The organism is Aliiroseovarius subalbicans (assembly GCF_022678625.1).
Lineage (GTDB): Bacteria > Pseudomonadota > Alphaproteobacteria > Rhodobacterales > Rhodobacteraceae > Aliiroseovarius_A > Aliiroseovarius_A subalbicans.
This window is the reverse complement of sequence record NZ_JALBYQ010000001.1, coordinates 842,323-866,514: the sequence shown is the minus strand read 5'-3', so window position 1 is coordinate 866,514 and position 24,192 is coordinate 842,323. Positions and strand designations below refer to the sequence as shown.

The 24,192-nt window shown below is 64.5% G+C and carries 20 protein-coding genes and 1 tRNA gene; 14 read left to right on the top strand and 7 right to left on the bottom strand.

Annotated features, from left to right (window positions below; all coding sequences use genetic code 11):
* The first annotated feature begins 197 nt into the window (after positions 1–197).
* A complete protein-coding gene (locus MN188_RS04255; protein WP_242106353.1) occupies positions 198–3,635 on the top strand; it encodes an autotransporter outer membrane beta-barrel domain-containing protein in 3,438 nt (1,145 codons plus the stop codon).
* Positions 3,636–3,715: 80 nt separating this feature from the next.
* Here the strand turns inward: MN188_RS04255 and MN188_RS04250 are convergent.
* The 6 genes from MN188_RS04250 to MN188_RS04225 form a co-directional block, all read right to left on the bottom strand.
* Positions 3,716–3,790 (bottom strand) — tRNA-Glu (locus tag MN188_RS04250).
* 87 nt (positions 3,791–3,877) lie between these two features.
* Positions 3,878–5,632, bottom strand: coding sequence for a single-stranded-DNA-specific exonuclease RecJ (recJ, locus tag MN188_RS04245; RefSeq protein ID WP_242106352.1), 1,755 nt, complete (start codon positions 5,630–5,632; stop codon positions 3,878–3,880).
* Complete coding sequence (locus MN188_RS04240) at positions 5,629–6,189, bottom strand: cysteine hydrolase family protein (protein WP_242106351.1); 561 nt, start codon at positions 6,187–6,189, stop codon at positions 5,629–5,631. The genes recJ and MN188_RS04240 overlap by 4 nt, the downstream gene beginning before the upstream one ends.
* Complete coding sequence (gene glpX / locus MN188_RS04235; RefSeq protein ID WP_242106350.1) at positions 6,189–7,160, bottom strand: class II fructose-bisphosphatase; 972 nt, start codon at positions 7,158–7,160, stop codon at positions 6,189–6,191. Before glpX ends, MN188_RS04240 begins: the two co-directional genes overlap by 1 nt.
* A 117-nt stretch (positions 7,161–7,277) precedes the next feature.
* Positions 7,278–8,564, bottom strand: coding sequence for a homoserine dehydrogenase (locus tag MN188_RS04230; protein WP_242106349.1), 1,287 nt, complete (start codon positions 8,562–8,564; stop codon positions 7,278–7,280).
* 86 nt (positions 8,565–8,650) lie between these two features.
* The gene (locus MN188_RS04225) at positions 8,651–8,941 is read right to left on the bottom strand and encodes a hypothetical protein (protein ID WP_242106348.1); all 291 of its coding nucleotides are present in this window, start codon (positions 8,939–8,941) and stop codon (positions 8,651–8,653) included.
* A 123-nt stretch (positions 8,942–9,064) separates the two neighbouring features.
* On the opposite strand from MN188_RS04225, the gene MN188_RS04220 reads away from it, so the two are divergent.
* The 13 genes from MN188_RS04220 to ribD all read left to right on the top strand — a co-directional run bounded on the left by MN188_RS04220 (position 9,065) and on the right by ribD (position 22,206).
* Positions 9,065–9,667, top strand: coding sequence for a TetR/AcrR family transcriptional regulator (locus MN188_RS04220; RefSeq protein WP_242106347.1), 603 nt, complete (start codon positions 9,065–9,067; stop codon positions 9,665–9,667).
* Between the two features lie 82 nt (positions 9,668–9,749).
* Complete coding sequence (locus MN188_RS04215) at positions 9,750–11,003, top strand: sarcosine oxidase subunit beta family protein (protein ID WP_242106346.1); 1,254 nt, start codon at positions 9,750–9,752, stop codon at positions 11,001–11,003.
* The gene (locus MN188_RS04210; RefSeq protein ID WP_242106345.1) at positions 10,981–11,508 is read left to right on the top strand and encodes a hypothetical protein; all 528 of its coding nucleotides are present in this window, start codon (positions 10,981–10,983) and stop codon (positions 11,506–11,508) included. The genes MN188_RS04215 and MN188_RS04210 overlap by 23 nt, the downstream gene beginning before the upstream one ends.
* 12 nt (positions 11,509–11,520) lie before the next feature.
* Positions 11,521–11,793: a sarcosine oxidase subunit delta gene (locus tag MN188_RS04205; RefSeq protein ID WP_242106344.1), complete on the top strand. Its 273-nt coding sequence runs from the start codon at positions 11,521–11,523 to the stop codon at positions 11,791–11,793.
* Entirely contained in the window at positions 11,790–14,720 is a 2,931-nt protein-coding gene (locus tag MN188_RS04200) for a sarcosine oxidase subunit alpha family protein (RefSeq protein ID WP_242106343.1), read from the top strand. Before MN188_RS04205 ends, MN188_RS04200 begins: the two co-directional genes overlap by 4 nt.
* Entirely contained in the window at positions 14,713–15,249 is a 537-nt protein-coding gene (locus MN188_RS04195) for a sarcosine oxidase subunit gamma (protein ID WP_242106342.1), read from the top strand. Before MN188_RS04200 ends, MN188_RS04195 begins: the two co-directional genes overlap by 8 nt.
* Before the next feature lie 37 nt (positions 15,250–15,286).
* Positions 15,287–17,260: a DNA primase gene (dnaG, locus tag MN188_RS04190; protein WP_242106341.1), complete on the top strand. Its 1,974-nt coding sequence runs from the start codon at positions 15,287–15,289 to the stop codon at positions 17,258–17,260.
* A gap of 115 nt (positions 17,261–17,375) precedes the next feature.
* Positions 17,376–19,364 carry an RNA polymerase sigma factor RpoD gene (gene rpoD, locus MN188_RS04185; protein ID WP_242106340.1) on the top strand — a complete coding sequence of 663 codons (1,989 nt, stop codon included), beginning with the start codon at positions 17,376–17,378 and terminating at the stop codon, positions 19,362–19,364.
* Positions 19,365–19,368: 4 nt separating this feature from the next.
* Positions 19,369–19,638: an HlyU family transcriptional regulator gene (locus tag MN188_RS04180; RefSeq protein ID WP_242106339.1), complete on the top strand. Its 270-nt coding sequence runs from the start codon at positions 19,369–19,371 to the stop codon at positions 19,636–19,638.
* Between the two features lie 126 nt (positions 19,639–19,764).
* Complete coding sequence (locus MN188_RS04175; RefSeq protein WP_242106338.1) at positions 19,765–20,028, top strand: hypothetical protein; 264 nt, start codon at positions 19,765–19,767, stop codon at positions 20,026–20,028.
* A gap of 40 nt (positions 20,029–20,068) precedes the next feature.
* Positions 20,069–20,476 carry a secondary thiamine-phosphate synthase enzyme YjbQ gene (locus MN188_RS04170; RefSeq protein ID WP_242106337.1) on the top strand — a complete coding sequence of 136 codons (408 nt, stop codon included), beginning with the start codon at positions 20,069–20,071 and terminating at the stop codon, positions 20,474–20,476.
* A gap of 159 nt (positions 20,477–20,635) precedes the next feature.
* Positions 20,636–21,106, top strand: a complete 471-nt coding sequence (gene nrdR / locus MN188_RS04165) for a transcriptional regulator NrdR (RefSeq protein WP_242106336.1) — start codon at positions 20,636–20,638, stop codon at positions 21,104–21,106.
* On the top strand, positions 21,103–22,206 hold the full coding sequence (gene ribD, locus MN188_RS04160; protein WP_242106335.1) for a bifunctional diaminohydroxyphosphoribosylaminopyrimidine deaminase/5-amino-6-(5-phosphoribosylamino)uracil reductase RibD: 1,104 nt from the start codon (positions 21,103–21,105) through the stop codon (positions 22,204–22,206). Before nrdR ends, ribD begins: the two co-directional genes overlap by 4 nt.
* On the opposite strand, the gene MN188_RS04155 is transcribed toward ribD, so the two are convergent.
* Positions 22,189–24,192 carry a capsular polysaccharide biosynthesis protein gene (locus MN188_RS04155; protein WP_242106334.1) on the bottom strand — a complete coding sequence of 668 codons (2,004 nt, stop codon included), beginning with the start codon at positions 24,190–24,192 and terminating at the stop codon, positions 22,189–22,191. The genes ribD and MN188_RS04155 overlap by 18 nt on opposite strands.

Below are 24,192 nucleotides of genomic sequence, written 5' to 3'. Positions count from 1 at the left end.
TGTATTTATTTCAACCTGTGTTACCTTGCCCGCAGGGGTGTCCGGCACGCGTACGGGCGGGCCTGTCGGATATCTGGCGCTGTCGAGTGTCCGCCAGGCGCATCCGCGCAACCATGGGTCTAGTGCTCGCGCGGCCGAGGGCCGGATACGCCACGACACCAGGGGCCGGGGTCAGGGATGTTGTCTGGGCAAGAAGCATGAAAACGGGGGCGATCACGCCAATCGCCAATCCGGGCCACGCCCCCCGGGTACTGGGCCACGTCGCCCTGCGCGGCGGGCGCATGGCCAAGGTGGCGGGACGCGCAGTAAGCTATGCTCCCAGCCTTGGCTGCCAACTGACAGGGAGTTTTCAGAACACCGCACGCGCTTTGGCGTTGGGTTTTGCCATTGCAACCCCGTTCAGTGGTGTTGGGCCGGGGATCGCAGGAACCTGTGCACCGGCGGGTTCCGGTGATTGGCTGTGTGCGGGGCTGCCGGGAGCGGATTTAGGCGCAAATCTGTACGCCCACACCGGGGCGATGAGCGTCACGACCGCGCCGGGTTTTGGCCTGATGACCACAGACCCGGTCGCATTGCAAATCGACGGTGCGGACGGCGTCAGTGCGGTGACAATCAACGACGAACACGCCGCGCCGATCCGTGGCGCACGTGATGGCCTTGTGGTCACCTCTTATGGCTGGAACAGTGCCGTCACCCTGCGCACCAGCGGTGACATTTTTGGGGGCACGGCGGGCCTGTTCACCTCTGGTACGGGTGTCACGGTGCAATCGATTTATGACGGCCCGGTCGAGGTGGACACCTACGGCAATGTTGCCGGTACCGGGTCTGGCATCGTGGTTCAGAAAGGTTGGCCCGGTCCGCCCTTGGCGGGGTCAGTCGCCATCACCAGCCATGCATCGGCCTGGGGCTATGGGCGCGGTCAGGGGATTTATGCCTATGGCCACGGCGGCGATATCACCCTCACCGCGCTGGGGCGAACCGGATCGGACCTTGGGGACGGGATCTATGGCGCCCAGATGGGGTATGGCGGCCTTGCCATCGCCACCGGCGCGGGTCCTGTGGTTGGTGGTGGTCGCATCGGCATCAATGCACACACCGGGGCCTACGCGCAGGGTGACCTTACGGTCAGCACCGGCACAGGTGCCATCTCCGGACAGAGCTTTGGCATGAACTTGTCCAACCGGGGCGCGGGCGGTCTGAGCCTTACCACCGGCGGTGCGGTCACGGCGGCAAGTGGCACGGCCATCCATGCCGACAACAATGGTCCCGGCGGGGTGAGCATCACCACCACCACAGGCCAACCGGTTCCGGGGCAGATCCACGGTATTACAGCACTGAACGTGGGCGGCGCGGCGCAGATCATGGCAAACGGGAGCGTGACGGGCAGCACCGGGCAGGGCATCACCCTGACCAACGGGGCGGGCGCAACTACGGCCACGATACAGGCCTCTGATGTTTTGGCTGGGCAGGACGGCGTAGCCTTGATCCAAAGCGGCAGTGGCGCAGCGCACGTCACCACGACCGGCACGGTGTGGGGCACCGCTGGGACGGGCATCTCACTAACCCATCTGTCGGGCGGCGAGGTGAGCGTAACGGCCCTGAGCACGGTCACCGGAGGCATAGACGGCATTGCGTTAAGCCACCTTGGCAGCGGCACGGCCAGGGTAAGTTTTGGCGGTGACGTGATCGGGGGAGAGGACGGGGTGGTGGTCCGCGCACCGGCGGGCGCGGATATCGCACTTCAGGGTTCGGGCGACATACGCGCTGACACCGGCAGCGGCGTTCTGGCGTTGGCGCAGGGCGGCGCGGGCGACATCGCAATCACGCTTGGCCGCGGCACGATCAGCGCGCGCGACATCGGCCTGAAGGCGGTGAATACCGGCAGCGGCAGAACGGCGGTTACACTTGAGGGCGGGATCACGGGGCAGGTCGGGATCGATCTGCAAGCGCAGACAGGCGGCCTTTCCCAGCTGGATCTGCGCGATGGCGCGCATCTGCACGGCAGTACCACGGCTCTGTCTACGGGTGACGGTGCCAGTCAGGTCACCGTGGCTGCCGGGGCGTATGTCGACGGCGCGATCCGGCTGGGTGGTGGCAACGACAGCCTGCACTTCGCCGGGTCGGATATCAGCGGCGTGACCCTTTTTGACGGCGGCGATGGCAACGACTTTCTGCACTTTGACAACACGGCAGACACGGTTGCGGCGTTGGACCTGATTGGCTGGGACCGCATCGCGCTGGGGGGCGCCACCCGGCTGGGCATCGGCCCCGGCGCGCTTGAGGCTGGCAGGGTTGAGCTTAGCAGCGCCGCGATCCTGGACTTGGGTTTTGGCGACGTAACCTTGCGCGGTGACCTTCACAGCGATGGCGCGGTTACCGCGCAAAACGGCGTGACGGGCGATCAGATCGAGATAAATGGAGACCTGAGCGGCACAGGCACGTTATTCATCGATGCGGATTTTGCCAGCGATCAGGCCGACCAGATCCGTATTGGCGGCGATGTGCAGGGGCGGTTTTTGCTCGGCGTGGCCGATACCGCGCAGCTGCCCGCCACTGGGGGCGACATCGTGGTAATCGAGGTTGCGGGTGCCACCGATGAGGATGATTTTACCCTGTTGGGCGGGCCGATCCAGTCCGGTGTTTTCAGCTATGACCTTGAGCGCGAAGGGGCAAAATGGCTTTTGGCCAACAGGTTTTCAGTGACTGCGTCAAGCTATGAGGCCACCCCGGCTATGCTGCTGAGCTTTACCAACCTGCCTGACCGCGCGACACGGCAGGCCAGCCAGATATGGAGCTCGGTTGATGGGGCGCGGGGCGCGTGGCTGCAGATGAGCAGCGGGTGGCAAGCGACGACTTTGGCCACGCGATCAGGGGCGGAAATGATCAGGCGTCGCTCTTTCGGTCTGCACGCTGGATATGACCTGATCGCGCAAGGCGGATCAGCGGGGCATTGGGAGCTGGGGGCGATGGCGCATTGGGGAATGTCCACGGCCCGGATCGGCGGCGCGACCGGCCAGGGACAGATCGACACGACGGGGTATGGGCTTGGCACGCGCGCCAGCTGGCAGAGCTTTGGTGGCATCTTTCTGGACCTGCAGGGGCAGATCTCCTGGCTGTCCACCGACATCACCTCCAGCACCGGCGGTCAACTGGTCGAGGCGCACAAATCCACTGCAGTGGCCCTGAGCGCTGAACTGGGTCACCGCTTCATTCTTGCCGGGGGTGGCGCGCTGATCCCTCAAGCGGCGTTGAACTGGTCGCGCACGAATGCCGGGGCGATCGAGGCCGATGCGATGGGCAATTCGGTCACGCTGGGGCAAAGCCAAGCCTTGACCGGACGGTTGGGGGTGGACTGGCAACTTGCCGCCTCCCTGCCGGTTCTGAACGGGGTCGATCTACGCCTGACCGGCAATCTGCTGCATGACTTCGCGGGCGCGACCGAGGTCGAGGTCGCCGGAACTTCACTCAGCGCCTCGGGCCCTGACACCTGGGCGGAATTCGGCCTGTCCAGCCAGGCCACACTGCCCTCCGGCGCCGCGCTTTTCGCAACTGGCCGCTATCGCACCCCGCTGACCGACGGCGGTTCGGGGAAATTCGGGCTTGAGGCCAGTGTGGGGCTGAACCTGTCGTGGTAAAACCGCCCGATGGCCGGCGACATCACAACACAAAACCGCCGCCAGCGGCCGGATGTAATACTGATGTTTTTGGGAAGAAGTGGCAGCCCGTAGGGGAATCGAACCCCTCTTTCCAGGTTGAAAACCTGGCGTCCTAACCGATAGACGAACGGGCCACTTGGTCGGTGAAGCGGGTTCTAGTGATTGCGGCGTTGGGGCGCAAGAGGGTTTTTACGCCTTTGATCAACTTTTTTCGTCGCGTGTCAGGCGCCCTCCTGTGCGGCGTCTTCCAGGCGCAGTTGTGGGGTAACGCGGCCTTGCCAGGAGTTGAGCTCAAGCCGCCCGGCAAGGTGAAAGCGCGCGCCGTTGTGACCCTCCAGCGCCGGGCCAAGGTCGCTGTCGAACGCGCCAAAAGCGATGGCGTCCATGCGCGCCGACAACCCGTCGCCGAAGCTGACCTTCAGGTGTCCGGTGCCAACCCGTTTTGTGAAATGGATGACCATGTCGGGAAACGCGAAACGCGGCCCGGGGGCGCCGGCGCCGAAGGGGCCGGCGGCCTCGATCTGGTCGATCAGTTCGGGCGTCACCGCGCCGGGCATCAACAGCGCGTCAAGTTTCAGATCGACAGGCCCGCCAAGCCCCGCGCCCTGTTTCGCCAGCAGCTCACTCAGCCGCGCCATCGCAGGCTCCAGCTGGTCGCGTGACAGCGACAGGCCTGCGGCCATCTTGTGCCCGCCACCCTTTTCGATCAGCCCGTCAGCGGCCAGCCGCTGGATCGAGGCGCCCAGGTCCACGCCGGACACCGAGCGGCCCGAGCCCTTGCCGTCGTCGCCGTCAAAGCCGATCACCACGGCGGGACGGTTGGTGGCCTCTTTCAGGCGCGAGGCGACGATGCCGACCACGCCGGGGTGCCAACCTTCGCCTGCCGCCCAGACCAGCGGGGCGTCCAGCCCGCGGTTCTCAGCTTGTGCCAGCGCCGCGTCGCGCACCTGGCTTTCGATCTCGCGCCGTTCCGTGTTCAGCTCATCCAGCCGGTCGGCGATCGCGCGCGCCTCATGCGCGTCGGTGCTGGCCAGAAGTCGCGCGCCCAGGTCGGCCTTGCCGATCCGCCCACCGGCGTTCACGCGCGGGCCAAGCAGAAAGCCCAGGTGGTAGGGTTTCGGTGCTTCGTTCATACGGCTGACATCCCCCAGCGCCACAAGCCCGGGGCGGGTGCGCCGCGCCATGATCTTCAACCCCTGACGCACGAAGGCACGGTTGGCCTCGATCAGGGGGGCCACATCGGCGACGGTGCCAAGCGCCACGAGGTCCAGCATGGCAATGAGGTCGGGGCCGGGACGTCCAGCCTCGCGCAGACGCCGCCCAAGTTCGACCAGCAACAGGAACACAACCCCGGCGGCACACAGATAGCCCGGCGCGTCGGCCTCGTCCTGGCGGTTCGGGTTCACCACCGCCAGCGCGGGCGGCAGCGTCTCGCCGCCCAGGTGGTGGTCCAGCACGATCACCTCGGCGCCCTTGGCATTGGCGGTCGCGATCGGCTCATGGCTGAGCGTGCCGCAATCGACGCAGATGATCAGGTCGTGATCCGCGGCCAGCCCTTCCATCGCCGGGATGTTGGGGCCATAGCCTTCGTCGATCCGGTCCGGGATATAGAGCGTGACGTCGCGCTGGAAAAAGCGAAACCAGTCGATCAGCTGGGTCGCCGAGGTGGCACCGTCCACGTCGTAATCGGCAAAGATCGCCACGCGTTGGCCTTTGTCCAGTGCCGCCAGCACCCGCGCGGCGGCGCGTTCCATGTCCTTCAGCCCGCGCGGGTCGGGCAGTAGATCGCGCAAGGTGGGCTCCAGAAAGCTCTGCGCTTCACTTGGATCGACGCCGCGCCGCGCCAGCACGGTGCAGACCGGGGCGGGCAGGGCGGTTGTCTGCGCCATCGCTTCGGCGGCGCGCTCCAGCTCGATCCCCGGTCCAACCCAGCGTCGACCGGTCAGCGAGGTGGCGACATTCAGGAAATCGCTCATCCCAGTGCCTCGTGGGTCGCGATCACCCGGGCAAATTCGCCGTTCAGCTGGTCCAGCGCGGCCTGGTGAATGAATTTGGGGTCGGGGCGCGCGGCGCTGTTACGCCAGCTGGGGTCGACATTGGCGGTCACGGCGGCGCAGGCGTCATGGACCAGATCGACCTGAAACCCCATGTTGGCGGCCATGCGCGCGGTGGTCGACACACAATGGGGCGTGGTCAGGCCACAGATCGTCAGCGCGGTGATCCCCGCGGCCCGCAGGTCCTGCTCCAGCGTCGTGCCGATGAAGGCCGAGTTTACGGATTTCGTCAGCACCGGTTCCCCGGGCAGCGGCGCCACCAGCGGATGGATCGCGGTTTTGCCCTGGTCGGGGTGCAAGGGGCTGTCGGGATTGGTCGACAGGTGCTGAATGAAAAAGACGGGCCACGACCGGGCCCGCCATTCGTTCAGAAGCTTTGCTGCGTTCGTCTCGGCCCCCGGATTGTTGCGCGCACCCCAGTAAGGGTCATCGAACCCCTGTTGGATATCAACCAGGATCAGCGCGCGCGGTTCCGTCATCAGATCGCCGACACCGGGTTGCGGTAGATCATGCGCCGGACCGATCCGGTTTTTGACCGCATCAGGATGGTTTCGGTGGTGAGGTAACCGGGCTCACGCTTGATGCCCGCGACGACAGACCCGTCGGTGACGCCGGTGGCGGCAAAGATCACATCAGCAGTGACCATTTCGTCGCGCGAATAGATCCGATCCAGATCGGTGATGCCCGCCTTGGCCGCACGACCGCGTTCGTCGTCGTTGCGGAAGGTCAGCTGCCCCCACATCTGCCCGCCCATGCATTTCAGCGCGGACGCGGCCAGCACGCCCTCGGGTGCGCCACCCAGGCCCATGTACATGTCGATGCCGGTGATCTCATGCTCGGCACAATGGATCACACCGGCGACGTCGCCATCGGTGATCAGCCGGATCGCAGCACCGGTGGAGCGGATGTCGGCGATCATCTGTTCGTGACGCGGGCGTTCCAGGACGCAGACGGTGATGTCGGTGGTCTTGCAGCCCTTGGCGGCGGCCAGCGCCTTCACCCGCTCGGAGGGCGACATTTCAAGCGACACGACGTCCTTTTCATAGCCCGGCCCGATCGCCAGCTTTTCCATATAGACGTCGGGCGCATGCAGCAGTGTGCCGCGCGGCGCCATCGCGATCACGGTCAGCGCGTTGGGCATGTCTTTCGCGGTCAGGGTCGTGCCCTCCAGCGGGTCCAGCGCGATGTCGACAGCGGGGCCTTCGCCGGTGCCGACCTCTTCGCCGATATACAGCATCGGCGCCTCGTCGCGTTCCCCTTCGCCGATCACCACGACGCCCTGAATGTCCAGGATGTTGAGCTGTTCGCGCATTGCGGTCACGGCGGCCTGGTCGGCGGCCTTTTCGTCCCCGTGACCCACCAGCGTGGCCGAGGCCATCGCGGCGGCTTCGGAAACACGGGCAAGACCCAACGAGAGCATGCGGTCAGCGAAAACGACTTTGTCGGCCATGAGAGAGGGTCCTTTGAGGTAAAATCCTGTTGCATCAGGGTTTAGTCGCCGCACGGGGGCGGGGCAAGCCTGATTGGGCTACCAGGTGTCTGGCGGAGCGCGCCCGCCGGGGCTGGTTTAGACTTCTTCGATGCGGATCGCGACCGGGTGACCGGCCATGACGCCAGTGGCCTCCAGCCCGGCGATCGCCACGTCCAGGTTGTCGCGGGTTGTTTTGTGGCTGACGATGGTGACCGGCGCGGTCTTGTCGTCATGGCCATGTTGGCGCATCCGGTTGATCGACACGCCCGCCTCGCCCAGCACCGCGGCGACCTTGGCCAGTGCACCGGGTTTGTCTTGAAGCGATAGGCGCAAATAATAGGGCGCGGGTTTCGTGGCCTTCACGCCGCGCACCGGGCGCAGGGTGTTGGCGGGCTGGCCATAGGTCGGGATCGACAGGCCACGACCCAGGTCGATCACGTCGCCCATCACAGCACTTGCCGTCGGACCTTCACCCGCGCCGGGGCCGCGCAGAACCACCTGGCCGATGCTGTCGCCTTCGACCACCACCATGTTGGTGCCGCCTTCCAACTGCCCCAGAGGTGAGGTTGCAGGCACCAGGCAGGGCGACATGCGCTGTTCCAGCCCTCGGCCGGTCATCTGCGCCACGCCCAGAAGCTTGATGCGGTATCCCATTTCGGCGGCCTGTTCGATGTCTTCAATCTGGATGCGCTCGATGCCTTCCAGCTCCATCGCGTCGAAATTCACCTGTGTGCCGAAGGCGATCGAGGCCAGCAGCGCCAGCTTGTGGCCTGCGTCGATCCCGCCCACGTCCAGCGTCGGATCGGCTTCGAGGTATCCCAGCTGGTTGGCCTCTTCGAACACCACGTCATAGGGCAGGTCGGCGTCGTACATCCGGGTCAGGATGTAGTTGCAGGTGCCGTTCATCACGCCCATCACGCGGGTGATTTCATTGCCCGCCAGACCTTCGGTCAGCGATTTGATGATCGGGATGCCCCCGGCCACGGCGGCTTCGAACCGCAGCATGACCCCGGCGGCCTCGGCGGCTTCGCCCAGTTCCTGACCGTGGTGGGCCAGCAGCGCCTTGTTGGCGGTGACCACGTGCTTGCCCGCGGCAACCGCCGCCTCGACCGAGGCTTTCGCGGGGCCGTCAGATCCACCCATCAGCTCGACATAGACATCCACGTCATCGCGGGTGGCCAGGGCCACCGGGTCGTCCTCCCAGGCGAAACCGGACAGGTCCACGCCGCGGTCCTGGCTGCGCGAGCGTGCGCTGACCGCGCTGATTTCGATCGGGCGACCGGTGCGGGCCTCCAGAAGCTTGCCGTGTTGCGTCACGATCTTGACGACGCCAATGCCGACGGTGCCCAATCCGGCGATGCCAAGGCGAAGGGGGTGTGTCATGTCGGTCTCCGTCGTCGATGTGTTCGAAAGGTTTGTTACCCAATGCGGGCAGGCGGGGCAATGGGGCGTGGGAGTAAACCGCAGGGTTAACCGCCGTGGCGTGCCAATGCGGCTTGCATTCGGGCACGGGTGGTCGGGTCGACGATGGCGCCCCGCAGCCGAGCAGCGCGCGCGCGCAAGGCTGCTGCGCGGTCGGCCAGTGTGCCGATGCCATAATCTTCCTGCGTCGGGGGCACCGAGGCCAGCAGCGGGCCCAACGGCACAATCACCGGATACTCCGCCGCGCGCGCCCGGTCACTGATCCGTGCGTCCAGAACCGGCGCATCGGCGCAGGCGGTGACAGCCGCAAGGGTGACGAAAAGGGCGAGACGATGCACGATACCGGTCCTGTTTACCTGGCGCGACCATAACGCCCCCCACCCAGCCGGGGCAAGCGGTTCCCGCGCATTGATGCCCGCATTTCGCTTTGATCTGAACGCTTGTTCAGTTATTCAGGGCGCATGGCACGCAAAACCGGATCACACAGCGAAATCACAGGCCCGAAAGTGCGCGACGCAGCGCTCAGCCTGTTCGCGCGCCACGGCTTCGCCGCCGTGTCGATGCGCCAGATCGCGGGCGAGGTCGGGGTGCAGGCGGGTGCGCTGTATCTTTACACCAAGGACAAGCAAAGCCTGCTGTTTGACCTGATGAAAACCCATATGGATGAGCTTTTGGCCGCCTGGGATGCGGTGGCGCCCATGGGTGATCATCTGGCGCAATTGGAAGCTTTCACCCGGTTTCACATCCGGTTTCACCTGGACCGCCCCGACGCGGTGTTCATCGCATATATGGAGCTGCGCAACCTGACACCCGACAATTTCGCGGTGATCGAAGCCCTGCGCCGCCGCTATGAAGACAAGCTGGAGGGCATCTTGCGCGACGGGGCGCAGGCCGGGGCGTTCACGCTGCCCGACACAAAACTGGCCACTCTGGCGGTCATCGCGATGCTGACCGGGGTTAACACCTGGTATCGCGAAGGCGGGCGCCTGTCGGCGGACCGGGTCGAGGAGATCTACTGGAACATGGTGCGCGGCGCGGTCGGCGCTGGCCCTATCCCGTCGTAAAGCGACCGAAAACGTCGCGAAGGGTCTTGGCGGGGCGTCTGATCCGCCCGATAGTCGCAAAAGACGCCAAACGGAGAGCGGCATGCGATATTCAGGGTGGCAGGTGTTCAAACAGGGGCTGACCGGCAACAAGGGCTGGTCCAAGGCCTGGCGTAGCCCGGAGCCGAAGCCGGAATACGACATCATCATCATCGGTGGTGGTGGGCATGGTCTGGCAACCGCCTACTACCTGGCCGCCAAGCACGGGCTGACAAATGTCGCCGTGGTCGAAAAGGGATACCTGGGTGGCGGCAACATCGGTCGCAACACCACCATCGTGCGCGCCAACTACTTCCTGCCGGGCAATTCCGAGTTCTATTCCCATTCCCTGAAGCTGTGGGAAGGGCTTGAGGCCGAACTGAACTACAACGTGATGCATTCCCAGCGCGGGATCATCAACCTGTTCCACTCGGACGGGCAACGCGACGCAGCCGCACGGCGTGGCAATGCGATGATCAATCAGGGCGATGACGCGATCCTGCTGGGGCGCGACGAGGTCCGTAAAATGCTGCCCTATCTTGACCATGACAACGGGCGCTTTCCGATCTTTGGCGGGCTGTATCATCCGCGCGGTGGCACCGCGCGCCACGACGCGGTGGCCTGGGGATATGCCCGCGGCGCCGACAGCCGCGGCGTCGACCTGATCCAGCAATGCGAAGTCACCGGGATCGACAGCGAGAACGGCAAGGTCACCGGCGTGCAGACCACGCGCGGTCCGATCCGGGCCAAGAAGGTGGCGATGGTGGCGGCGGGACGCTCAAGCCAGGTGGCGGCGATGGCGGGCATGCGCCTGCCGATCGAAAGCCACGTGTTGCAGGCCTTTGTCACCGAGGGGCTGAAACCGGTGATCGACAATGTCGTGACCTTCGGCATGGGGCATTTCTATATCAGCCAATCGGACAAGGGCGGCTTGGTCTTTGGCGGCGATCTGGACATGTATGCGTCTTATGCGGCGCGCGGCAACCTGCCCACGGCCGAACATGTGATGGAGGCGGGCATGACCCTGATGCCGATGCTCGGCAAGGCCAAGCTGCTGCGCAGTTGGGGCGGGATCATGGACATGTCGGCGGACGGATCGCCCATCATCGACAAGACGCATATCGACGGGCTGTTCGTGAATTGCGGCTGGAACTACGGCGGGTTCAAGGCGGTGCCGGCTTCGGGCTATGCGCTGGCGCATCTGATGGCGAACGACGTGCCGCACGAGACCGCCGAAGCCTTCCGCCTGGACCGGTTCAACACCGGACACGGCATCATGGATGAGGAGGGGCGCGGTGCGCAACACAACCTTCACTAAAACACTTGCCCGGGGGCTTTTCGGCGCCGGACTGGTTGTCGCCCTTGCAGCGCCGACCCTTGCCGCACCCGAAGGCTGCTGGTCACGCCAATACAGCGACGCGCACCTGGCGCGCCAACCGGCCCAGGTTGTCGCGGCGGCCTGGCTCAGCTTTCACTTCGACCAGGACCATGATCAGCTGTTCGCGATGCTTTCGGTGGTGACCACCAATCAGGGCCATGTCCGGGGCACGGCCAACGCGAACATGTTTGTGGATCAGGGCCTTCTGTGCTGGCCCAACACCGCACGTGGCGCCGATGCCTGGTCCTGCGCCATCGACGGCGATGGCGGCGGCTTCGAAATCACCCGGATGGATGCCAAGGTTCTGGAATTTCGCACCCGCCATCTGCTGATGGGCAATTTCGAAGACAACACCGGCCCGGTTGTCAATCTGGCCGAACAGGCCTGGACCGACGTCACCTATCGCCTGTATCGCGCCGACGATGCGGCCTGCGAAACGAACTGAGGACCAGAGAATATGCGCATTCCTTGCCCCCTGTGTGGTGATCGGGATCACCGCGAATTCACCTATAAGGGCGCGGCCGTGGCCTTGGATCGGCCCGGCAACAGCGACTGGTCCGATGACTGGGACAGCTATATTCACCTTCGCGACAACCCGGCCGGCGACACCGATGAGATGTGGTGGCACGGCGCGGGCTGCGGCGGCTGGCTGGTCGTCACCCGCAACACCGTGACCCATGAGGTGAAAGCGGCCCGGATGGCGGCCGATGTGAAAGGGGCAGGGGCATGAGGATCGACGGCAAGGGCCTGATCAACCGCGCGGCCCCGCTCAGGTTCACCTTCGACGGCGCAGGCGTGACCGGGTTCGAAGGCGACACGGTGGCCTCGGCGCTCTTGGCCCAGGGCACAAAGCTGATGGGCCGCTCGTTCAAATACCACCGCCCGCGCGGCGTGATGACGATGGGCAGCGAAGAGCCCAACGCGCTGGTCACAACCGGGCGCGGCGCAGGCCAGACCCCCAACGTGCGTGCCACGATGCAAGAGGCCTTCGAGGGGCTTGAGGTGCGCGCGCAGAATGCCTGGCCATCGCTCGATTTCGACCTGCTGGCCGCCAATGACCTGCTGTCGCCGTTCTTTAGCGCAGGGTTTTATTACAAGACCTTCATGTGGCCTGCGAAATTCTGGGAAAAACTCTATGAACCGATGATCCGCCGCGCCGCCGGACTGGGCGCTTTGTCGGGAGAGCCGGACACGGGGCTTTACGAAAAAGCCTTTGCCTTTTGCGACATCCTGGTGATCGGCGCGGGGCCGGCCGGTCTGATGGCCGCGCTCACCGCTGGGCGGGCCGGGGCCGATGTGATCCTGGCCGACGAAGATGCGCGCATGGGCGGGCGGCTTTTGGCGGAAAGCCATGAGATCGACGGCAAACCTGGCCCGGTCTGGGTGGATGAGGTGCTGGACGAGCTTGAAGCGATGGGCAACGTGCGGCTGATGACACGCACCAGTGTGACCGGCGCCCACGATGATGGCACCTACGGCGCGTTGGAGCGTGTCGGCCTGCATATGGCCGATCCCGGCGCACGGCCGCTTGAGACCTTCTGGCGCATTCACACCAAGCGTGCGGTGTTGGCCGCCGGTGCGCTGGAGCGCCCGATCGCTTTCCCGGACAATGATCGCCCCGGCGTGATGATGGCGGGGGCGGTGCGCGGTTACCTGAACCGCTTCGGCGTTGCCGCCGGGCAGCGGGTCGCAGTGTTCGGCAACAACGACAGCGCCCATCGCACCGCACAGGATCTGGCGGCGGCGGGGGTTGAGATCGCCGCCCTGATCGACAGCCGCGCCGACGCGAAGGTCTGTGGCGACTACCCAGTCTATACCGGCGCTCAGGTGACCGGGACGAAAGGCCGTAAGGGTCTGACCGGGATCAGCGTGACCACCGCCACCGGCGTTCAGCAGGTAGAGTCTGATTGTCTCGCAATATCAGGTGGTTGGAATCCGACTTTGAACCTGACTTGCCACATGAATGGCCGCCCGGTCTGGAACGAGGCGCTACAGGCCTTCCTGCCCGTGCCCGACATGGTGCCGGGGCTTGAGGCCGTAGGGGCTGCGAACGGCGTCTTCTCCACCGCCGGGGCACTGGCGGCGGGCGTTGATGGCGCGAAAAATGCCCTGCAAGCCATTGGAAAGAAACCTGTAAGTGTTGACATCCCTAAGGCCGAGGACGGCACCTATGCGCTTAGCCCCCTTTGGGTGGTTGACGGCAAATCCCGCGCCTGGCTGGATTTTCAGAACGACGTCACGGTAAAGGACGTCAAGCTGGCAGCGGCGGAAAACTATGCCAGCGTCGAGCACATGAAACGCTATACAACGCAGGGCATGGCGCCGGACCAGGGCAAGAACTCCAACGTGAACGCGCTCGCTGTGCTTGCGGATGCGACCGGGCGGGGCATACCCGAAACCGGCACCACCACCTTCCGCCCGCCCTTCGTGCCGGTCTCACTGGCCGCAATCGGGGCCGGCGCGCGCGGCAAGGGGTTTGCGCCGGAACGGTTCACAACCTCGCACGCCGCCAGTGTCGCCGCCCATGCGCCGATGATCGAAGCCGGGCTGTGGTATCGCCCCAGCTTCTTCCCGCGAGAGGGCGAAAAGACCTGGCGCGCAAGCTGTGATCGCGAGGTTGCGATGGTGCGAAACGCGGTTGGTATTTGCGATGTCAGCACCCTGGGTAAGATCGACATCCAAGGCAAGGACGCCGCGCAGTTCCTTGATTTTGTTTATACAAACATGTTTTCAAGCCTGAAGGTCGGGCGCGTGCGCTATGGCCTGATGCTGCGCGAGGATGGCATTGTCATGGACGACGGAACCACCGCGCGGCTGGCGGATGATCACTTCGTCATGACCACCACCACGGTGGCCGCGGGTCAGGTGATGGCACATCTTGAATTCGTGGCGCAGGCGCTGGTGCCCGACCTGGACGTGCACCTGATCTCAACCACCGAACAATGGGCGCAGTTTGCTGTGGCCGGTCCGAAATCGCGGGAGCTGCTGAACGCGGTGCTGGATGATGGTCTGGACCCCGAGGCCTGGCCCTTCATGGCCTGTGGCACGGCGTCGGTTGCCGGGGTCGAAGGGCGGCTCTTCCGCATCTCGTTCTCGGGGGAACACGCCTATGAAGTCGCGGTGCCAGCGCGCTACGGCGAAGGGCTGTGGCGGCTTTTGATCAGCCAGGCCGAGGCCCTGGGCGGCGGCGCCTATGGTATGGAGGCGCTGAACGTGCTGCGCATTGAAAAGGGCTTCATTACGCATGCGGAAATTCATGGCCGGGTGACGGCGGATGATGTCGGCATGGGGCGGATGATTTCGGTTAAGAAGGATTGCATCGGCAAGGCCGCCGCATCGCGCGAAGGGCTGAGCGCCTCTGGGCGCGAACAGCTGGTGGGCCTGCGCCCCGTGGGCGCGGTGAAACAGCTGCTGTCGGGCGCGCATCTGTTCAATGAGACGGCCGAGGCGGTCCGGGTGAACGATCAGGGCTATGTGACGTCGGTCGGGTTCTCGCCCACGATGGACACCTTCCTGGGCCTTGGGTTCCTGAAAAACGGCCGCGCGCGGCACGGCGAACGGGTGCGCATGGTGGACCACCTGCGTGGGGTCGAGGCGATCTGCGAGGTCTGCGATCCGGTGTTCTTTGACCCAGAAGGAGGGCGTGTGCGTGGCTAGCCTGATAGCGAAAAGCCCCTGTGCGGGCATGGCGCCGATCTCCGTCGGCGATGCGGCTTTGCGTGAAGTCGACCCAGGCGTGATAACGTCCCTTTCCCCCCTGGCGGGGGGCGATGTGGGCGCGCTGAAAGCCGCGCATGGCATGGCGTTTCCAGCGCCGGGGCGTGCCAGCGGCAAGGCGGGCGCGCGCGCGGTTTGGAGCGGGCGCGGGCAGGCGTTCTTGATCGGCCCTGCACCCGATGCCGCCTTGAAAGCGCATTTCGCAATGACGGATCAATCCGATGGATGGGCCGTGCTGGGCCTTGAGGGCACGGCGGCGCGCGAAGTGCTGGCGCGGCTGTGTCCGCTGGACCTGCGCCCGGACCGGTTCAAACGCGGCCACACGGCCCGTACGTTGATCGGACATATGACGGGATCGGTGACGAGGGTGGGCGCGGACAGTTTTGACCTGATGGTGTTTCGCTCGATGGCGCAGACGGCAGTGCATGAGATCGAAGAGGCAATGAAAAGCGTGGCGGCGCGGGGCTAGGACTCGACTCCTTTCCCCGCTGCCCCATATATGGAGCATGTCCCTGCCACCCGGTTTCCTTGACGAATTGCGCACGCGCACCAGCCTGTCTCAGGTCGTGGGGCGCAAGGTCATGTGGGATCAGCGTAAATCGAACCAGGGCAAGGGTGACATGTGGTCTCCGTGCCCGTTCCATCAGGAAAAGACCGCCTCGTTCCACGTCGATGACCGCAAGGGCTATTATTACTGCTTTGGTTGCCACGCCAAGGGGGATGCGATTTCCTTTGTGCGTGAGACCGAGAATGTCGGCTTCATGGAGGCGATCGAGATTCTGGCGCAGGAAGCCGGGATGCAGATGCCCGCCCGCGACCCCAAGGCGCAGGAGAAGGCCGACCGGCGCACCCAGCTGGCCGAGGTGATGGAACAGGCGGTGCAGCATTTCCGCTTGCAACTCAAGACCGGTGCAGGTGCGGCGGCGCGGGACTATCTGGCCGGGCGCGGTCTGGGCGACCCGGCGCAGGAGCGGTGGGAAATCGGCTTTGCACCCGATGCCTGGCAAGGGCTGTGGGACGCGCTGAAGGCCAAGGGGGTTGAGGACGATCTGATCCTGGGTGCCGGGCTGGCCAAGCCCAGCCAGAAGGGCGGCAAGCCCTATGACACCTTCCGGGGCCGCATCATGTTCCCGATTCGCGATGCGCGCGGGCGCTGCATTGCCTTTGGCGGGCGGGCGATGGACCCGAATGACAACGCGAAATACCTGAACTCACCGGAAACCGAGCTGTTCGACAAGGGCCGCAGCCTGTTCAACCACGGCCCGGCGCGTGAGGCGGCGGGCAAGGGCAAGTCCCTGGTGGTGGCCGAGGGTTATATGGACGTGATCGCCCTGGCCGAGGCCGGGTTCACCGCCGCCGTGGCGCCCCTGGGCACCGCGATCACCGAGGATCAACTGCGCCTGATGTGGCGCATTGCGTCCGAGCCGATTATTGCGCTGGACGGCGACACCGCCGGGCTGCGCGCCGCGATGCGGGTGATTGATACCGCGCTGCCGCTGCTGGAGGCCGGGCAGTCCCTGCGCTTTGCCATCATGCCCGAGGGGCTGGACCCCGACGACCTGCTCAAAGCGCAAGGGCCGGACGCGATGCAGGCGCTGCTGGATCAGGCGATGCCGATGGTGCAGCTTCTGTGGCGCCGCGAAACTGAAGGAAAAGTGTTCGACAGCCCCGAGCGCAAGGCAGCATTGGACCGCGACCTGCGCCAGGTGATCGCCAGAATTGCCGACCCGTCGATCCGGGGCCACTACGGCCAGGCGATCAAGGATCTGCGCTGGGACCTGTTTCGCGCCAATCGCGGGCAGGGCGGCGGGGCGCGTCAGACCCGATTCCAACCCGGCAAATGGAACAAGAACGCGCCGCTTCCGCCGCAGCAGGCCACCAAGGCTTCGATGCTGGTGGCTGCCGGGGCGGATGTGCAGGACGTTTTGCGCGAGGCGGTGATCCTGGCCACGCTGATCACCCATCCCGACAAGCTGGATCTGTTCGAGGCCAGTTTTGAACGGCTGGACATGTCCACACCCGACCACCGCACGCTGCAAGGTTTCATCCTGCGCTATGCCCATGACGGGGCCGAGGTGCTGCGCGCGAAAATCGAGGCCGGGGCGGGGTCACAGACCCTTGAAAAGCTGTTCTCGCTGTCACATGTGCAGATCACCCCCGCGATCCGCATTCAGGATGACGCCGAGATTGCCGCGATGTGTCTGGCCGAGGAATTGGCCAAGCTGGAAGCGACCCGGGGTGCGCGTCGTGAAACACATGAGGCGGAACATGACATCGAGGCGATGGCCGACGAGGGGCTGACCTGGCGCCTGAGCCAGGCTGCCGAGGCCCGCAACCGGGCGGTGCGCAGCGAAGGGGAAGACAAGGCTGTGTTCGACATTGCCGACAATGGCGCGTTGGTTGACCGCGAAGAGCGCAGCGCGCTGGACGCTCTTTTGGAGCAGATCGAGACGACCCGGAAGGGGCAGAAAGGCCACTGATTCGCCTTTTGGTGAAGAAGTCATAAAGAAATCAGGTTAGACGGGTTGGCGAATCAACGATTCGCGTGAATGATTCGGACCTAACGAATCACCCGCCACGTGTGAAGGAGCGCCCATGGCCGCCAAGGACACCAACGACCGCAAGGACGACGACCAGGCAAACGAACCTATGGTCGATGTCAGCCAGGAAGCGGTCAAGAAGATGATCGCCGAGGCGCGTGAGAAGGGCTACATCACCTATGACCAGCTGAACCAGGTTCTGCCGCCGGATCAGGTCAGCTCGGAACAGATCGAAGACGTCATGTCGATGCTGTCCGAAATGGGCATCAACATCATCGAGGACGAAGAGGCCGAAGAAGACGACAAGGGCTCGACCGCCGTGGCCACCACCGCGGGCGCCCGCGACGTGACTGTCGCCGCCTCGGAAACCGAAAAGCTGGATCGTACCGACGACCCGGTGCGCATGTATCTGCGTGAAATGGGCTCGGTCGAGCTTCTGTCGCGCGAAGGCGAAATCGCGATTGCGAAACGGATCGAGGCCGGACGCAACACGATGATCGCCGGGCTGTGCGAAAGCCCGCTGACCTTTCAGGCCATCACCATCTGGCGCGACGAACTTCTGTCCGAAGACATTCTGTTGCGTGACGTGATCGATCTGGACGCCACCTTCGGCACCACGCTGGAGGAGGACGACGAGGAAGAAGAACCCGTCGTGGACGGCACCGCCGCCAAGGCCTCCGAGGGTGACAAGAAGGACGACAAACCCGAGCTGGACGCCGACGGCAACCCGATTGCCAAGGACGACGACGACGACGATGAGGATGAACAGGCCAACATGTCGCTTGCGGCGATGGAAGCGGCCTTGAAACCCGGTGTTCTGGACAAGCTGGAGCTGATCGCGCGTGACTATGTGTTGCTGTCCGAAATGCAGGACCTGCGCATGTCCGCCACCCTGAACGAGGACGATTCATTCTCGAAGAAGGAAGAGGCGTCTTACCAGAAGCTGCGCAGCGAAATCGTCGAATTGGTGAACGAGCTTCACCTGCACAACAACCGGATCGAGGCGCTGATCGACCAGCTTTACGGCATCAACCGCCGTATCATGTCGATCGACAGCGCGATGGTGAAGCTGGCCGACCAGGCCCGCATCAACCGCCGCGAATTCATCGAAGCCTATCGCGGCTATGAGCTTGACCCGACCTGGCTGGACCGGATGCGCGACAAGACCGGGCGCGGCTGGCAGGCGCTGATCGAACGCTCGACTGACAAGATCGAAGAACTGCGCGGCGATATGGCCCAGGTCGGCACCTATGTCGGCGTCGACATCCCCGAATTCCGCCGCATCGTGCAGCAGGTTCAGAAGGGCGAAAAAGAGGCCCGTCAGGCGAAAAAGGAAATGGTCGAAGCCAACCTGCGCCTGGTGATCTCCATCGCTAAGAAATACACCAACCGTGGCCTGCAATTCCTTGATCTTATTCAGGAAGGCAACATCGGCCTGATGAAGGCCGTGGACAAGTTCGAATACCGCCGCGGCTATAAATTCTCGACCTATGCGACCTGGTGGATCCGCCAGGCGATCACCCGATCGATTGCCGACCAGGCCCGCACGATCCGTATCCCGGTACACATGATCGAAACGATCAACAAGCTGGTGCGCACGGGCCGTCAGATGCTGCACGAAATCGGTCGCGAACCGACACCGGAAGAATTGGCCGAAAAGCTGCAGATGCCGCTTGAAAAGGTCCGCAAGGTGATGAAAATCGCCAAAGAGCCGATTTCGCTGGAAACACCCATCGGCGACGAGGAAGACAGCCAGCTGGGCGATTTCATCGAGGACAAGAACGCGGTGCTGCCGCTGGACTCGGCCATTCAGGAGAACCTGAAAGAAACCACCACTCGTGTGCTCGCCTCGCTCACACCGCGCGAAGAACGTGTGCTGCGCATGCGCTTCGGCATTGGCATGAACACCGACCACACGCTGGAAGAAGTCGGCCAACAGTTTAGCGTGACCCGCGAACGTATCCGTCAGATCGAAGCGAAAGCGCTGCGCAAGCTCAAGCATCCAAGCCGAAGCCGCAAGCTGCGCAGCTTCCTGGACCAGTAAGCCCATGTCGCTGTTGTCAAAATTGTTTGGTGGCGGGGGGCAAAAGGCCCCCGAGCCGGAAATCTACAACGATTTCCGAATCTTCCCCGAACCGGTGAAGGAAAACGGCAGCTATCGCATCGCTGCGCGGGTCGAGAAGGATTTCGACGGCGAGGTCAAATCCCACCTGATGATCCGCGCCGACACCTATTCTGCCCCCGATACGGCGGTGCAGGCCTCGCTGGACAAAGCCAAACAGGTGATTGACCAGATGGGTGATGCGCTGTTCCGGTGATGACCGGCCCCCTCCTGACTTTTTTGCTGGCCTAAGAAGGCTTCTGCTGTAAGGATTCCCTTTGGACGGCACGGTGCCGCCCCGCATCACAGGCGATGCGATCAACAGTCATTGAGGGAATACAACATGGCTGAGAAAAAAGACGCAGCAGCGGTGAAAACGCCCGCGACCCCGGAACAGAAGTTACGCCGCAAGGCCAGCCGCGTGATCGGCTATACGGTCTGGATGGACGGCTATCGCGCGGCCAACCCCAAGGCCACCAAGGACGAGCGCAAGGCCGCCTGGCAGGCTGCCCGCAAGGCGCAGACCCAGGTCGGGCGCAAGACGCTCAAAGCGCTTGGCAAACAGGGAATGACGCTGGTCAAATCACCCGATACCGCGAAAAGCTGAGACATCGGGCGCCGGTCGACCGGTGCCCCATTCATGCGCCATGCAGACGACGTTCACCCTCTCGACCCACGGCCCCGGCCTGTATGAATTCACCCGTGATGTGGGGGATTGGGTTGCGGGCGATGGGCTTCTAACCCTCTTCGTGCGCCACACCTCCTGCAGCCTGGTGATCCAGGAAAACGCCGACCCCGAGGTGCAGACGGACCTGCGAAACTTTTTTCACCGCTTGGTGCCACCGACAACCGACCCGTCGATGTCCTACCTCACGCACACTTATGAAGGCCCCGACGACATGCCGGCGCATATCAAGGCGGCGATGCTGCCGGTCAGCCTGTCGATTCCAGTTGCAAACGGTCGCCCGGTGTTGGGCACTTGGCAGGGCATCTATCTGTTCGAGCATCGAAATGCGCCGCATGTCCGGCAGGTCGCGGCGCATCTGTTGACCTAGGGGAAGCAATTGCCATTTTTCCCCCTAGACTGGGCGAAATCTTGATCTAGCGGGGCAGATTTCCCCCTACACAAGACCTAGGCGCTCGCCTATAGTGCCTGTGGATAACTTGGGCATCAGACCCATGAACCAGAGGCACAGAGATAGAGGGGGACGGCCATGCGCTGCCCGTTTTGCGGTAATATCGACACCCAGGTAAAGGACAGCCGTCCTGCCGAAGACCATGTGGCCATCCGGCGCCGGCGTTTCTGCCCGGCCTGCGGCGGCCGCTTCACCACCTATGAACGCGTGCAGCTGCGCGACCTGGTGGTCATCAAATCAAACGGCCGACGCGAGGATTTCGACCGCGAGAAGCTGGAACGCTCGATCCGCATTTCGATGCAGAAACGTCCCGTTGAGCCGGAGCGCATCGACCAGATGATCTCGGGCATCGTGCGCCGGTTGGAAAGCATGGGCGAAACCGACATTCCGTCGAAAACGATCGGTGAGATCGTGATGGAAAGCCTGGCCCGGATCGATACCGTGGCCTATGTGCGATTTGCCAGCGTTTACAAGAACTTCCAGGCCGCAGATGACTTTGACAAGTTCGTCAGCGAACTGCGCCCGGACGTGGCCCCGGAAGACGAGTGAGTGACACCGACACCCGGTTCATGAAACTGGCCCTGTCGCTTGGGCGGCGGGGTCAAGGCGCGTGCTGGCCCAACCCGGCGGTGGGCTGCGTCCTGGTGCGCGGCACCCGCGTGATCGGCCGCGGCTGGACCCAGCCCGGTGGGCGGCCGCATGGCGAGGTCATGGCGCTGGCCCAGGCCGGGAACGCGACCGGCGCGACTGCTTATGTCACACTTGAACCCTGCGCCCATCACGGCCAGACGCCGCCTTGCGCCCAGGCGTTGATCGACGCGGGCGTGGCGCGGGTCGTGGTGGCCCATGAGGACCCGGACCCGCGCGTGAACGGTGGCGGCATTGCCATGCTGCGCGCCGCTGGGATCGAGGTTGCCACTGGTGTGTTGAAGCAGACTGCCGCTCGTGACCATGCGGGTTTTCTATCGCGCGTGACGCGGGGCAGGCCGATGGTTACGCTAAAGCTGGCCAATTCCTTTGACGGCCGCATTGCCACCGCAACCGGCGAAAGCCAGTGGATCACTGGCCCCGCCGCACGCCGCTATGTGCATGCGCTGCGCGCGCGTCACGATGCGGTGATGGTTGGCGGAGGCACTGCGCGGGCGGATGATCCGTCGCTGACCGTGCGGGGGCTGGGCGTGACCCGGCAACCGGTGCGCGTGGTGCTGTCACGTCATCTTGATCTGCCGCTGGACTGCCAATTGGCGCGCAGCGCGCGTGAAGTGCCGGTGTGGCTGTGCCACGGCCCCAAGGCGGACCCGGCGCTGGTGTCTGCCTGGCAGGGGCTGGGGGCGGAAACCCTTGAAATACCTCTGTCACAGGGGCGTATCGACATGACAAAGCTGCTTCAGGCGCTTGGCGCACGGGGGCTGACACGGGTGTTCAGCGAAGGAGGCGGCGCGGTGGCCGCATCGCTTCTGACCGCGGGTCTGGTGGACGATCTGGTGGGAATCACCGCCGGTCTGGTGCTGGGCGCCGAAGGCCGGCCCTCCCTGGCGGCGATGGGCATTGAACGTTTGGCCACAGCACCGCGTTTCACCCTGGTTGAGCTTCGTGATCTGGGCGGCGATGTGTTGCACCATTGGCGCGCCTCAACGCCACAGGTGTGACAGGCCGGAAAACCACCCCTGCAGTTTCGCCAGCGACCGATTGGCTGCTCCGGGACTGGGCAGATCACCGCCTGCCAGCCGCTCGGCCACCACTTCGGGTGGGCAGGTCTGGCGCGTGACCGGGTCGTAGTACCGCGGATAGTCGATCAGAACCGCATGGGCCAGCTGCACCACCGTGGGACGCGCTTTGCGCCGCGCGGGCACCTCGCCCTGATCGCGGGTCAGGCCCCAGCCTGCATAGAAGGGCGCGCCCAGCGTGGTCACCTCTTTGCCGCGCACCAGCGCCTCGAACCCCATCAGAGAAGTCAGCGTCCAGACAGCATCGCACGCCTCGATCAGCGCAATCGGGTCGGCCTGATCGGCGACAACGTCCGCCAATTGCGCGGCGGCGTCGGCATCCACCGCGCCCTGCCGCAGTCCCGCCTCGACATCCGGGTGCGGTTTGAACACGATCACCGCGTCGGGGTTGGCGGCGCGGGCGGCCTCAAGCAGGCCCAGGTTGGTGCAGATCGCGCCACATCCCAGCCGAATCGAGGCGTCGTCTTCCACCTGGCCGGGCACCAGAATGCGCCGCCCCTCGGGCAGGTCCGGCACGGCGCGCTCAAGGTTGTATTTCGACAATCCGCCGCGGGTGATCCGTGCCACCAGCCGCTCGGCGCGCAGGCTGGCATGGGCGGGCAGGGCGGGGGCGTCGGCGATCAGCCGCTCCAACCGGCTTTCGCGTGACGGGTCGTAATAGATGCCCAGGTCATCAACCACCAGGCTCATCGGCGGGGTCAGCTCGGCACCCAGGCCGCGTGATCGCAAAAACCCGTCTTCGACATGCAGTCCGTCGCCATCTGCGCCCCAGACCATATGCGTGCGCCCAGGGGTAGGCGTGTCCTGAAACCGGATCGGTGTGACCTGTCCGAAGATGGCGTTCAGAGGTTTACGCTTCCAGGCACGCATGCCGGCTGCGGTGTATCCGTGCCGATCCGCACGCCAGGCGCGTGCACGCGCCTCCAACGTGTCGATCACGCGCTCGACCTCGCACAATTGGTCGGTGAACGGGTCGTACCAGGTCGGATACAGGATCATCGCGGCGGCAAACAGCTGCGCCCGCGTCAGCTTGCGCTCGCGCCGGGGCACCGGGTTTTCATCGCGGCTAAGCCCCCAGCCTGAATAGAATGGTTGGCCGAACACGCGCGGGCTGTGGCCGGCCAGGATCGCCTCGAACCCCAGGCCGGAGCTGACGGTATAGACGCCTTGCGCGCCCTCCATCAGGCGCCAGGGGCTGACCGGATCGGTCACCAGCGTCACGCGGTCGGTCTCATCCTCGGGGCTATAATGCCCGTCGCGATGGCCCTGGGCGGTTTCCGGGTGGGTCTTGATCAGGATTTGCGCGCCGGGGTGTTCCTCCTGTGCAAACACCAGCATTTCTCGAAAGGTGCTGGCGCGCGCGCCCGCATGTTCGATCGAAGCATCGCCCCGTGTCTGGTCGATTACCACGACATAACGTTCGTCGGCATGCGGGATTGGCAGGTCGGGATCGAAGGCGTTGTATTTCGACAGATGCGCGCGCTGCAATCGGTCGATCGCGTCCCGCGCGCGGTTCAAAAGTGCGCCGTCATCCAGCGGGTGTGTGGTCAGGATGTGTTCCAGCCGCGAGGGTGTGGAGCTGTCGAAATGCACCCCCATGTCGTCCAGCAAAAGGCCCAGCGGCTTGTCACCTGATCGACCAGGGTGCAGCGAGCGCAGAAAAGCGTCCTCGACCCGTACCAAGGGCGCATCGCGTCGCGCCGCCACCGCTTCACCGCGCCCGGAGGTGGGGCTTTTGCCCCAAGTGCCAACCCAGTCGTCAGGGCCGGGCTTGCCCAGCGAGACATTCCAGCCGGCCAGCGCCAGGATGCGTCGGATGCGCGGCTGGGTCAGAAATCCGCCGTTGTAAACGCAAAGCCGCCGAGGGGTTTCCCCCCCGGCGGCCGGGTTTTCAGGATACGATGACAC